The sequence below is a fragment of the Robertkochia solimangrovi genome (assembly GCF_007279655.1).
Taxonomy (GTDB): Bacteria; Bacteroidota; Bacteroidia; order Flavobacteriales; family Flavobacteriaceae; genus Robertkochia; species Robertkochia solimangrovi.
In genome coordinates, this window is the sequence record NZ_QKWN01000006.1 from 378486 (window position 1) to 391117 (window position 12632).

The following is a 12632-nucleotide window of genomic DNA, read 5'->3' on the forward strand; positions in this document are numbered from 1 at the left end:
AAATTCATCGCTTCATTTCAATTGGCAAAAGTATTGCCATTTCATGTAAAATGTCAAAATGTCACGATATTTTTTTAATATTTTTTTAATTGTTACAGTGCGGTTATTTTCTATTTTTGGAGCTTAATGTAATTACAACAACAACTGTTATGAGAATGAATTTTCTAAAAAGCGCAACTATTGCGTGCCTCGTTTTTACAATTGGATGTAAATCTGAACCAAAAAATGAAACCAGTGCTGATACTGCTGAAACCGTAGCTGAAGCCAGCGCTGAAGCTGTCTCTTATGCGGCAGAAACAGAAAACAGTACTATTGAATGGAAAGGTTTCAAACCAACCGGAACCCACACAGGATTTGTAAACATCAAATCTGGTAACCTTAAATTTAATGGAGAAGCTATCGAAGGTGGAGACTTCACTATCGACATGAACACCATTACAGTAACCGATCTTGAAGGTAAAGGTAAAGACGGACTTGAAGCGCACCTGAAAGGTACTGCAGAAGAAAAAGAAGATCACTTCTTCAATGTTGCTGAATTCCCTACGGCTAGTTTCGCGATCACCGGACTTTCAGAAGCAGAAGGAAAGAAAATGCTTGAAGGAAACCTTACAATCAAAGGGATCACTAAAAACATTGCTTTTCCGGTAAGCATCACCAGTACAGAAGAAACTGTTGTTCTTGAAAGCGAACCTTTCACTATCAACAGAACTGACTGGAATGTAAACTATGGTTCTAAGTCTATCTTTGCTGATCTTGGTGATAAATTCATCAATGATGAGATCGAGCTTAAAGTTAGCCTTAAAGCGAATAAGGGATAATTCCTTTTTCTCCCAGACAAAAAAATTGAGATCAGGCCAGTTCTTCACGGAGCTGGCCTTTTTCCTGGACCAAATCCATCAATGCAGGTTGTATTCGCTCATATTGGAAATGAAAACCTTCTTCCTGAATCTTTTTAGCACTGACCCGCTGACTCGATATAAGAATATAACTCATTTCACCCAGTAACAATTTGAGCACGAATTGCGGAATATTAGGCAATACTACCGATCGGTGCACAATCGACGCTATTTCCGAAGTCATTTTAGCATTGGTGACCGGATTGGGAGCAACTGCATTAAAAACGCCATTCAACTCTTCTTCGATGACGAAGAGATACAAAGCAGCTATATCTTCGATATGTATCCAGCTTTGCCATTGTTCACCGTTTCCCGCAGCAGCCGACATAAAATAACGTGCCGCTTTAACCAGTTTAGGTAACGCTCCTCCTTTTTCGCTTAAGACTAATCCGGTTCTGACCTTAACCACATTAAAATCATGACGATCCATCAGATCAGCCGCAGCTTCCCATTCACGGGTTAACCTTCCGGGGAACGAATCATCAACGTCATTACAGGATTCTTCGTAATAATTGGTGTAAGAATGCGGGTAGATCCCAATTGCTGAAGCAGTCACAAAGCTTTTTATAGTATGATTCACCTTACCGATCGTCTGATCGAGCAGTTTCAGAGAAGAAATACGACTTTTAAGGATTTTCTTTTTGTTTTGAGGGGTCCAGCGTGAAGCAATAGAGGTACCGGCAAGATTGATCACAGCATCAACGCCATTGAAACAGGTATCATCGATTTTTCCAGCGGAAGGGTTCCAGTAGAAACCGTGGTAATCATCCCTATGAACAATCTTGTTTTTTCGGGTAGTGAGATAATTTACCTGATATCCTCTGTGATGGCACAACCTTACAATAGCTGAACCAATTAATCCTGTCGCCCCTGTAATTAAAATCCGCATGCACTGAACATTTTTGTAAAATTATGAATTTTAAACAGTTGCAAATCTCAATTTAATTTAGGTTTAACAGATGTATTATGAAGTTTTAACGAATGTACGCAGAATTATTAAGGCGCTTTAACAGCTCTTAACATCTCTCGCTTACCGGGAGGTCCGGGAAGCTTCTCTGTTTGGAAACCCACAGCCAACATCGCTCTTCTGACACTTCCCTTACTGGCATAGGTAACCAACACCCCATGCGTATCAAGTGCATCATACATCAATTTAAATACGGACTCACCCCATAATTCCGGTTGAACACGAGCACCGAAAGCATCGAAATAGATCAGATCATAAGCCTCATGATCATCTATTGCCGTAAAATCCTTTTGTTGTTTAGTCAGACTGAAGTCAGGGGTTAACTCTAAAGCAGTCTCCCATACGCCTTCATGCATCGCCTTAAAAGCCGCAGCGTACTTTTCTGCATGTAACTGGTCTGTATAATTTAGTAGTTCCCATTCTTCTCTTGTGACAGGAAAAGCTTCAACACCGGTATATTCGATCTTCAAAGTAGATCGCTTCGCTTCTATAAGCGTAATAATAGCGTTGAGCCCCGTACCAAACCCAATTTCAAGAATCCTCAAAGGACGATCTGAAAAATTTGCTTTGATAGGGTTTAAACCCATTTCAATAAAAACATGATAAGCCTCCTGAATGGCACCATGCTTGGAATGATAGTGCTCATTCCATTCTTCTATAAAGATGGTTGAAGAACCATCTGCAGTTTTAATAATTTTTCGCTTCAACTACTCCGCTTTAATTTTCACTCCGTCTGCGAGAAAAGCATAGGTTTTCTTCACCTCGGTGATCGCGAGAACCTCTTCTTCAGACTTACCGGCATCTTCAGCATAATGCTGCTGATCTTCAACGGACATCTCCTGGATATATGCCTTACCATTCATCACCACTTCTTTACCGGCAAGATCCTTAGGCATAAAGAATGCATAATCCTTGAACTTAACCATCGCTTCCTCACCGTTTCCAAGATCGACTTTCATCCAGCAACCACGGGTCTGGCATACGGCATTAACCTTCGCAGTCGCAGTCAGATTCAACGTATCTCCTACCTGTAATTCGGTATACTCAGTCATGAGCGCGGCATGATCTGCCGGGTCGTTTGCTTCAAACTGAGCTCCAAAAAATTCAGATTGCTGTTCCGTATTCTCACTCACTTCTTTTTTTTCAGTTTTACATCCTGCCGATATCAGTAGCAGGAAAGCCATGATCAAAGTCAATTTATTCATAAGACATCCATTTGATTTTTACAGCTACAAATTAATTCAAAATTATGTTTTAATCCCCATTCCTGCCGTAATAATTGCTAAATTAGCGGAAATTATACGAACCATGAGTAAGGACACTATCAGTGAATTAAAAATCGAAAAGACAGCTAAGTCGAAGATCGGTGAAGTGGATTTCGAAAATCTTAAATTCGGAAGCGTATTTACAGATCACATGTTTGTATGTGACTATAAGGACGGCGCATGGCAAACTCCTGAAATAGTTGCATATCAACCCCTGACACTGGACCCTTCTGCAAGGGTATTTCATTATGGTCAGGCAGTGTTTGAAGGTATGAAAGCTTACCGTGACGAAGATGATCAGATTTGGCTTTTCCGTCCGGATGAGAACTTTCATCGTATCAACAAATCTTCTGCCCGACTGGCGATTCCGGAATTCCCGGAAAACTATTTCTACGAGGGATTAACCACCTTATTAAAACTGGATTCCGCATGGATTCGCAAAGGTGAAGGAAATTCACTCTATATTCGTCCGTTCGTGATCGCGACGGAAAGCGGTGTTATGGCTTCTCCATCGAGTGAATATAAATTTATCATTATCTGTTCTCCGGCACAATCGTATTACGGAGGGAAGGTAAAAGTTAAGATAGCCGACCATTATTCAAGAGCAGCAAGCGGAGGTTTTGGATTTGCTAAAGCTGCCGGTAATTATGCCGGTCAGTTCTATCCTACCAGACTGGCTAATGAAGAGGGATATCAACAGGTTATCTGGACTGATGCCAATACGCATGAATATCTGGAGGAAGCGGGTACCATGAACGTATTCTTCAGAATAGGAGATAAATTGATCACCTGCCCGACCAGCGACCGTATACTCGACGGGGTTACCCGGAAAAGTGTAATCGCCATCGCAGAGAAACTCGGAATCACTGTAGAAGTTCGCCCGATCAAAGTAAGTGAGCTTCTGGAGGCATCTAAAAATGGCATGTTAAAAGAGATTTTTGGCAGCGGAACCGCAGCTGTGATTACTGAAATTTCCAGTTTCGGATACAAAGGTCAGGATACCGACCTTCCGGTTTTGGAAGACAGCTACGCTTCAAAGATCAAAAAATCCATTATCGGCATACAATACAACAAATCAGAAGACCCATTCGGATGGCGTTATAAAGTATAACTGCTACCAATCAGGAATACTAAAGGGGGCTTTCGGCCCCCTTTTTAATTATTATTTTTTCAAAACTGAGCTGATATCCGGTTTAAAATAACCGGGCCCTTTCAATACTTTCCCATCTTCCCGATAAATAGGCTTACCATCAGGACCAAGTTTACTCATATTACTCTCCTGAATAACATTAAATACATCTTCGATCAAATGTTGCATGCCATGCTCCAGGATTGTACCACATAAAATATATAGCATATCCCCTAAAGCATCTGCTACCTCCACCAGGTCATTATTCTGAGCTGCTTCCAGATATTCCTTATTTTCTTCATCCATAAGATTATACCTTAAAGATATTACGGATTCCGAGGGTTGTGCTACAGGATTTTCACTTACTCCAAGGCCAAAAGCTTCATGAAATTCTTTAACACCTTCCAATTGTTTTTTCATACTATTCAGATTATTTCAACTTTATATTACGGTGAGGTCTAAACCCGTGGTTAATTTACTATTTTCGCGGAAAATAGTATTATATGATGAGTCAGGGTCAGTTGATATTTGCAATTTGTTTCGCCATTAGTTTCATTTTTGTAATCTTTTTAAGCTATAAGAAGGACAAAAAGACTCATAATAAATCGTATAAAGGCAGTATTTGGGTTTTAGTCGGTTTCATAATTTTTATAATTTCTTTAATTATTATTAAACTTTTATTAAAATAACTGCGCATTCATCATTAAATTTTGATTTAACACGCTTCTTTTCAAAAAACCATCAACACATTTAAAGCTGTTCACTCATTTTGCCCTACCTTTGTAGCAAAGCAAGCAACTTTAAGCAATGATGATTTTTTTAGCCACTTTGTTCAGTTTACTGATAGTTAATGGCATTCTATTAATTTTCAGCGTGAACAAATTACCAAAACAGAAGAAGGCTTACCAAGACCATCGTCCGATTATCAGAACCGGTTTAAAATCGGTTTACGACGTGGTTTACAAAGAGGCGATCTGAGAGATCTGCCCATCAAGCCTGTAAGTCCCGGATATTAAAAAGTCCCCCAATTTATCCGGTGTATTATTATTTTACGAAGTGAAATTTTAAAATCGATCGCCCCATGGGCGATTTTGCTTTTATAGTCTGGCTGTGAATACATTTCACGAATTTAGAAGTTACAAGCGACAACGTAACAAGTGACAGAAGTCAGAAGACGGAAAACAGTTTATGGTCAAAAGGTTACACGTTATAAGCTCACAAATAACAACTACACAACGTAACAGGTAACACCGTTTATAGTATACCACATCAATTCTCAATTATCAATTCTCAATTATCCATTCTCAATTAAGCAGATTCCTGAAAACGGAATTAAGAGCCCGATTTTTTTTCTTACAAAGTGCTGTTAAATTTGTAAATTAGTGCTAACCTAATTAACTGAACTCAAATGAAAATCTTCAAGTATCTTATATTCCTATTTCTCATTGCCTTAATTGGTTTTGCGATCTATGTAGCTATACAGCCGGATGCTTACAACGTATCCAGAACTCATACCATCAAGGCCCCGGTTGCAGTAATTCACGATTACATAGACGATTATAAGGAATGGTCAAAATGGTCTCCATGGCAATCTCAGGAACCTGATGCAGTGATCACCTATGGGGATCCATCTAAAGGAGAAGGGGCTACCTACAACTGGAAAGGAGAGGTACTTGGAGAAGGAAGCATGAACACTATATACTCAGGAAACGACTCCCTGCTACAGGAAATCCATTTTATCAAACCCTATGAATCATCGTCAGAAGTATATTGGAATCTGGACCCTGCAACGACAGGAACCAATGTCACCTGGGGAATGAAGGGAAAACTGAGCTTTATGGAAAAGGCATTCATGACTTTTCAGGGAAGTATGGATCAGGTGATCGGGAAAGATTATGAGAAAGGACTCATGAATCTTGACAGTGTTGTTACAACGGAGATGAGTAGATATAGTATCGAGTACCCGGGAAAAACCGAATATGGAGGTGGCTTCTACCTCTATCAGACCACTGCAGCCAAACATTCAGAACTGGAATCGCATATGGAGCGTATGTTTGGAGAGATCAGTAGTTTCATGCAACAGGAAGGCATTCCTTCAGCCGGGATGCCATTTACCTTATATGAAAAATGGGATACGGAAAACAAAACCGCCATTTTCTCCGCATGCATCCCTGTCTCTGAAAAAATGATCACCCCGGCGGGAAGTGATATCCTTTGTGGCTTCATTGAACCTGCTCCGTATTTCAAAACCATATTAAAAGGAGATTATGATCACCTGGAAGAAGCCTGGGAACGCGCCTACGAAAAGATCACCGAAGCAGGTTTTACGGCAGATGAAAATAAAAGTCCGATGGAAAAGTATGTCAACGACTCTGAGATGGTTCCCAACCCCGCTAACTGGATTACGGAGATATACATTCCTATTCTTCCGGTAACTGCAGAATAATCCGTATTTGATACATTCCGGACATCATGATTTCAGCTTTTGATCTCAGAATAGAAAATCTTATTCCTTTTATAATGTGATTTTCTATATTTGTTCTGAATTGATCCCCATAAAATGAAGCAAGTACTTTTGGTCTTTATAGGAGGTGGCGTCGGAAGCGCAATGCGGTATCTGATCGGTCGCTGGCTCAATCCGTTATTCGAAAGCTTTCCACTTGGTACATTTCTCGCAAATATTATCGGATGCTTCATCATTGGCTTCACCCTTGAATTGGTTGTCAAAGGAGACCATCTTACCCACAGACAATTACTTTTAATAGCAACCGGATTCTGTGGTGGATTCACCACATTTTCAACGTTTTCCCTCGAAAACTTCCTTTTTCTCAAAAACGGAGACTACCTGCACTTTCTGGTATACAGTATCAGCACTTTTGCGATTGGATTAACCGCAGTTCTGGTGGGAGCCTCATCTGCAAAACTTTTCTAACAAGGCATTTAAAAATTAACATTTTCAGGCCAGGTGAATTTTTAATTTCATCGAAATAAAGGAACAGATATACCCTTTAAATGCCTTAAAACACCATTATATTCCTATTTCCTATAGAGTAACTATGATAATTAACAAAAAAATATAACAAATCCCGCGAATACCGTTATAAATCAAGGGTTTACAAAGGTTTGCTATTTTCACTCATACACTACCCTATTTTTTTTAACGTGAAATATCCTTAAATAATCATCAAAAAAAAATTAACCCCGTGTTAAATGGGGGGTATATTTAACAATTTGATAAAAATTCAGTTTCACACCCCTATTTTTTTTGACCTGTTTAAATTTTAACATAGTTTTAAGTAAACAAATCAATTAAATATGAAAAAAATTGAAGCTATTATTCGTAAATCGAAATTTGACGAAGTGCGTGATGCGCTTCATCAGGTAGAAGTTAACTTTTTTAGTTACTGGGATGTTACGGGGGTAGGGAATGAAAAGCAGGGCCATGTTTATCGTGGCGTCAGCTACAGTACCGCAGACATCCAAAGAAGATATGTATCGATCGTCGTAAATGACGAATTCGTAGATCGCACACTGGAAGCCTTATTAAAATCGGCTTACACAGGTAACGTTGGTGATGGTAAAATTTTTGTATCACCGGTGGATGAAGCCTATCGAATTAGAACGAGAGAAAAAGGCAAAGAATCATTAAACTAATCAACCAACTAATCAATTACTCTATTTATTATTATGGAAGCAAACGAAGTTTTAGATATAATGTGGATCATCGTTGCCGGTATACTGGTTTTCTTTATGCAGGCAGGATTCACACTCGTAGAATCAGGATTTACAAGATCGAAGAACGTAATCAACATTATCATGAAGAACCTGGTGGATCTCGCTGTAGGTTCTCTTGCCTTCTGGGCGATTGGTTACACGATCATGTACGGAGATTCTATCGCAAGTTTTATTGGGAGTCCATCATTATTTTACAATGTAAGAGAAGATATGCATAACCTTTTCTTCCAGACCGTATTCTGTGCGACTGCAGCAACGATCGTATCCGGTGCGGTTGCAGAGCGCACAAAGTTCTCTACCTATGTGATTTTCTCATTGATCATGACCTCGGTTATTTATCCGATCTCAGGACATTGGGTATGGCAAGGTGACGGATGGTTAACTTCCTTAGGATTCATCGATTTCGCGGGTTCAACTGTAGTTCACTCCGTTGGTGGATGGGCAGCACTTGTCGGCGCATTCCTGGTAGGACCAAGAATCGGAAAATACACAGACGGTAAATCAAATGCGATCCCGGGACACAATATGATGTATGGAGCATTAGGAGTTTTCATCCTTTGGCTGGGATGGTTCGGATTCAACCCTGGATCAGAACTTGCGATCTCAGGAGACAGCGCCTATAATGTAGCAGGTATCGTTATCACAACAAATCTGGCTGCTGCAGCCGGTGCTGTTACTGCATTGATCACTACCTGGATAAGATACGGCAAAGCAGAGATCTCAATGACTTTGAACGGCGCACTTGCAGGTCTTGTAGGAATTACTGCAGGTTGTGCTGCTGTAAGTCCAGCAGGTGCTGCGATCATCGGAGTTCTTTCCGGATTAACAGTGATCTTCTCTATCGAATTCATCGATAAGAAACTTAAAATTGATGATCCTGTAGGAGCGATTTCAGTACACGGTGTCGTAGGGGCATTAGGAACACTTCTGGTAGGAGTATTTGCACTCGACGGAGGTTTACTTTACGGAGGTGGATTCACTCAACTCGGAATTCAGGCTGTTGGCGTAGCCGGAATTGGAGCCTGGGCCCTTGTAACCTCTTTCATCGTATTGTATACACTTAAGAAAACAATTGGACTAAGAGTATCTAAGGAAGAAGAGATCGACGGATTGGATAGCCATGAGCACGATGGTGCAGCTTATCCTGATTTCCGTTTGAATCAGCACTGATCACAGACACTCAATTAGAACAACAACTTATAGTTTTTTAAACTATGGTGGGTAAAAAAGAACGGAGCGGTATTTGGCGGTACGCTCCGTTCGGTAACCCACTCTCAATCCAACCTTTTCAATTAATATTTGAGACACGTTTTCATTGGCACGAGAACGTAATCCATTTAATCAATTAAAATTATGAAAGCGATTACAAAAACAAATTTCGTGAAAAATATATTCCTAGTTGCAATTTCATTAGTGAGTTTACAAACTTTTGCACAAGAAGAGGAAGAAACTCCTAAGAAATTTACACTGAGCGGATCGGTCGATGCCTATTTCCGCACGAATATCGGGGGACCTGTTGGTGAAGACGCCATAGCTCCCGCCACCTCATTTGCAAACCTTAATGGTTTTGCCCTGGGTATGGCAAATTTCATTGCCAGTTATGAAGGGGAGAAAGTTGGTTTCGTAGCTGACCTGGTTTTCGGACCACGTGGTGAAGAAGCCGTTTTCGGTTCTCTTCCTTCCAATAATATCGTTAATCAATTGTATGTGTACTGGAATGTTAGTGAGAGTGTAACCCTGACCATGGGTAACTTCAATACCTTTCTCGGTTATGAAGTGATCTCTCCGGTTGCTAACTTCAATTACAGTACTTCCTATATGTTCTCCTACGGGCCTTTCTCCCATACGGGTATTAAGGCTGATTTCGCACTGTCTGATGATTTCTCATTGATGCTCGCCGTTATGAACAGTACCGATGAAACTGAATTCAACATCGATGGTAGTTATACCGCAGGTGCGCAACTTGGATATAAAGGACAATTTCTTAATTTCCTTTACGGAGAACAAACCAATAGCAATGACGCATTATTTCAAATAGACTACACCGGAGGATTTGATCTGTCTGACAGTTTCTTCCTCGGACTTAACGCTACCTACAATGATACTGACGGATCCGGATTTTACGGAGCCGCACTCTATCCGCAGCTGACTACAAGCGAAAGTTTTGCTATCGGATTAAGAGCTGAATATTTCAAAGAATTTGAAGGAGGTGTTGGTGCACTTGGAGTATATGATGGTGGAGGCGACTCCAGTGTCTTTGATATAACCCTTACAGGAAGCTATACCGTAGGTGATCTTATCATAAAGCCTGAGCTACGACTGGATACCGGATCAGAGGACATCTTCCTCAATAAGGATCTGGAACCAAACGGAAGCCTGTCATCTTTCGTGGTGGCTGCTATTTACTCTTTCTAAGTTAACCCAACCCAACTAAAAACTGAGAAAGCATTAAGATTAGCCGTTTACTCGTTCTAAGTTGTAGCTTTCATTGAGTTACAAGGCCTGGTGGTGGCTCCACCAGGCTATTTTTTTAATGAAACTTCTTCACTCCCACAGGAATCGCCACATCAAGCGTATTCTCTTTTGGAACTAAAGGACATGAAAATTTTTTATTATAAGCACAATAAGGATTATACGCCTTGTTAAAGTCGATCACCATCGTGTCTCCTTCCGGAATTCTCATATCGAGATATCTCCCCCCTCCATAACTCTCCTTGCCATTGGTTTGATCTGAAAAAGGAAGAAATAAATAATCCTTATATTCTTCTTGCTGCATGAGCTTAAGACTCTGATACAGATTTAAACGGAATGGCTTTCCCTGCAATTCGAAATCGAGCACCCCATAGATCACTTCCTCTGACACCCTTTCCGTAGTGGTAGGCAATAAGATCGTTTCATTGTTTGGTGTACGCGTGAATTTTGCTACAACCCTGAAAGCACTATCTGCCGGAAAGAATTCAAGACCCGAAAACGCTGCAAGATCATCTTGCGTTAAAGGTGATCGTTCGGGATCTGCATATTCTGCATTAAGTTCATCCCTGAAACTCTTTACGGATGACATAAAATCCTCTTTTTGGACGGTGTCCGTAAAGATCACCTCTTCTTTATGATTTTGAGAAGATTCGTGGTATCGCTTTTCATCTTTACAGGATACTATACAAAGTGTTGCCATACCGGCCAGCATCAGATACTGAGATGTTTTCATTTTATTTTTTGATTTCAAAAATACTACTTATTAATATTTTACATAGCTTTGTGCAAACAGATACACAAAAAATGATTTGCAACACCACATATCTTAAACCGGTCTTTCGTGACAAATATTGTCGGGACTTTGATATGTTGTGATCTGAAATATAAGAACCACACTTTAAAAACCCGACGTATATCGTCGGGTTTTTTTGTTTTCAACCATAATCAACACAAAACACTATCAGCACTCATGAGAAAAATCTATCTGAGTTACATCAATTCCTTTGCCGGTCTTTCCAGAGAAGTCTGGTGGCTGTCATTGATCACCCTGATCAATCGTGCGGGCACCATGGTAATTCCCTTCTTGTCATTATACCTGACCCAAAGTCTGAATTTTTCTTTAAAAGATGTCGGATGGATCATGACTGCCTTCGGTTGTGGGTCACTACTTGGCTCCTGGATAGGCGGAAAGATCACCGATAAGATCGGCTATTACAAGGTCATGGTAGCAAGCCTGCTGCTTTCCGGGATCGCTTTCGTCTTTCTGCAATTAATGGATAGCTTCTGGACAATCTCCCTGGGTATCTTTGTCACCATGGCTCTTGCAGACATGTTCAGACCGGCGGTGTTTGTGGCCTTAAGCGCCTACAGTAAACCGGAGAATAAAACACGGTCGGTAACGCTGATAAGACTTGCTATTAATCTCGGATTTTCAATGGGACCCGCTCTGGGCGGACTAATCATTACAAGACTCGGGTATGCAGGACTTTTCTGGGTAGACGGAGTTACCTGTTTTCTGGCAGGATTGCTACTGCTACAAATTCTAAACCCTAAGAAGGCACGGGTACTCGACGAAGTTAAAGCTGATTCAACCAGGAAAGCCTATAAAGATCAGCCCTACCTCTTGTTTCTCGTGACTATGGTTCTCTTTGGTTTCATGTTCATGCAATATTTTTCATCAGTGCCTGTCTTCTACAAAGAAGCTCATGCACTAAGCGAATATCAGATCGGACTTTTACTGGGATTGAATGGATTTCTCATCTTTATTTTTGAGATGCCACTTATCAAATATTTCGAATCAAAGCCATGGTCGGTTCTTACCAATCTGATCATAGGCTGTGCGCTTACCCTTCTCAGCTTTCTGATTCTAAATATGGGAAGCTGGATAGGACTTTTATTAATCGGTATTATCCTCATGACCTTTGGAGAAATGCTAACGTTTCCATTCTCCAACGCCTTCGCACTTAACCGGGCAAAAGGCGGCAATCAGGGAGAATATATGGCGCTTTACAGTATCGCCTTCAGTATAGCTCACATATTCGGACATAATTCAGGAATGCATCTGGTAGAGGGCCTTGGATTTACCACTTCCTGGAATATCATTGCAGCATTGGGATTACTGGGTTGTCTGTTATTGTTTTTACTCAAAAAAATGTTACGCCGATAGC

General features: G+C 40.5%; 13 protein-coding genes. 8 read left to right on the forward strand and 5 right to left on the reverse strand.

Features of this window, described 5'->3' with window-relative positions; translation table 11 throughout:
• Positions 1-155: 155 nt before the first annotated feature.
• Positions 156-818 carry a YceI family protein gene (locus DMZ48_RS09900; protein WP_338420305.1) on the forward strand — a complete coding sequence of 221 codons (663 nt, stop codon included), beginning with the start codon at positions 156-158 and terminating at the stop codon, positions 816-818.
• A gap of 31 nt (positions 819-849) precedes the next feature.
• On the opposite strand, the gene DMZ48_RS09905 is transcribed toward DMZ48_RS09900, so the two are convergent.
• The 3 genes from DMZ48_RS09905 to DMZ48_RS09915 form a co-directional block, all read right to left on the reverse strand.
• Positions 850-1785 (reverse strand): TIGR01777 family oxidoreductase, encoded by a 936-nt coding sequence (locus tag DMZ48_RS09905; RefSeq protein ID WP_143954973.1) that lies wholly within the window; start codon positions 1783-1785, stop codon positions 850-852.
• A gap of 107 nt (positions 1786-1892) precedes the next feature.
• Positions 1893-2570: a tRNA (5-methylaminomethyl-2-thiouridine)(34)-methyltransferase MnmC2 gene (mnmC2, locus tag DMZ48_RS09910; RefSeq protein ID WP_143954974.1), complete on the reverse strand. Its 678-nt coding sequence runs from the start codon at positions 2568-2570 to the stop codon at positions 1893-1895.
• On the reverse strand, positions 2571-3068 hold the full coding sequence (locus DMZ48_RS09915) for a DUF4920 domain-containing protein (protein ID WP_143954975.1): 498 nt from the start codon (positions 3066-3068) through the stop codon (positions 2571-2573). It abuts the gene before it with no gap.
• A 103-nt stretch (positions 3069-3171) separates the two neighbouring features.
• On the opposite strand from DMZ48_RS09915, the gene DMZ48_RS09920 reads away from it, so the two are divergent.
• Positions 3172-4239: a branched-chain amino acid aminotransferase gene (locus tag DMZ48_RS09920; RefSeq protein ID WP_143954976.1), complete on the forward strand. Its 1068-nt coding sequence runs from the start codon at positions 3172-3174 to the stop codon at positions 4237-4239.
• 51 nt (positions 4240-4290) lie between these two features.
• Here DMZ48_RS09920 and DMZ48_RS09925 read toward each other — a convergent pair whose 3' ends face one another.
• Complete coding sequence (locus DMZ48_RS09925; RefSeq protein WP_143954977.1) at positions 4291-4677, reverse strand: pyrophosphohydrolase domain-containing protein; 387 nt, start codon at positions 4675-4677, stop codon at positions 4291-4293.
• Between the two features lie 988 nt (positions 4678-5665).
• On the opposite strand from DMZ48_RS09925, the gene DMZ48_RS09935 reads away from it, so the two are divergent.
• From DMZ48_RS09935 to DMZ48_RS09955, 5 genes are all read left to right on the forward strand, one after another.
• A complete protein-coding gene (locus DMZ48_RS09935; RefSeq protein WP_143954979.1) occupies positions 5666-6703 on the forward strand; it encodes an SRPBCC family protein in 1038 nt (345 codons plus the stop codon).
• 114 nt (positions 6704-6817) lie between these two features.
• The gene (gene crcB, locus DMZ48_RS09940; protein WP_143954980.1) at positions 6818-7189 is read left to right on the forward strand and encodes a fluoride efflux transporter CrcB; all 372 of its coding nucleotides are present in this window, start codon (positions 6818-6820) and stop codon (positions 7187-7189) included.
• A gap of 383 nt (positions 7190-7572) precedes the next feature.
• A complete protein-coding gene (locus tag DMZ48_RS09945; protein ID WP_143954981.1) occupies positions 7573-7911 on the forward strand; it encodes a P-II family nitrogen regulator in 339 nt (112 codons plus the stop codon).
• A gap of 33 nt (positions 7912-7944) precedes the next feature.
• Positions 7945-9162: an ammonium transporter gene (locus DMZ48_RS09950; RefSeq protein WP_143954982.1), complete on the forward strand. Its 1218-nt coding sequence runs from the start codon at positions 7945-7947 to the stop codon at positions 9160-9162.
• A gap of 183 nt (positions 9163-9345) precedes the next feature.
• Positions 9346-10407 (forward strand): porin, encoded by a 1062-nt coding sequence (locus tag DMZ48_RS09955; protein ID WP_143954983.1) that lies wholly within the window; start codon positions 9346-9348, stop codon positions 10405-10407.
• A 115-nt stretch (positions 10408-10522) separates the two neighbouring features.
• Here the strand turns inward: DMZ48_RS09955 and DMZ48_RS09960 are convergent, their stop codons facing one another.
• A complete protein-coding gene (locus DMZ48_RS09960) occupies positions 10523-11197 on the reverse strand; it encodes a DUF1684 domain-containing protein (RefSeq protein ID WP_143954984.1) in 675 nt (224 codons plus the stop codon).
• 237 nt (positions 11198-11434) lie between these two features.
• On the opposite strand from DMZ48_RS09960, the gene DMZ48_RS09965 reads away from it, so the two are divergent.
• Complete coding sequence (locus DMZ48_RS09965; protein ID WP_143954985.1) at positions 11435-12631, forward strand: MFS transporter; 1197 nt, start codon at positions 11435-11437, stop codon at positions 12629-12631.
• The last annotated feature ends 1 nt before the right edge of the window (position 12632 follow it).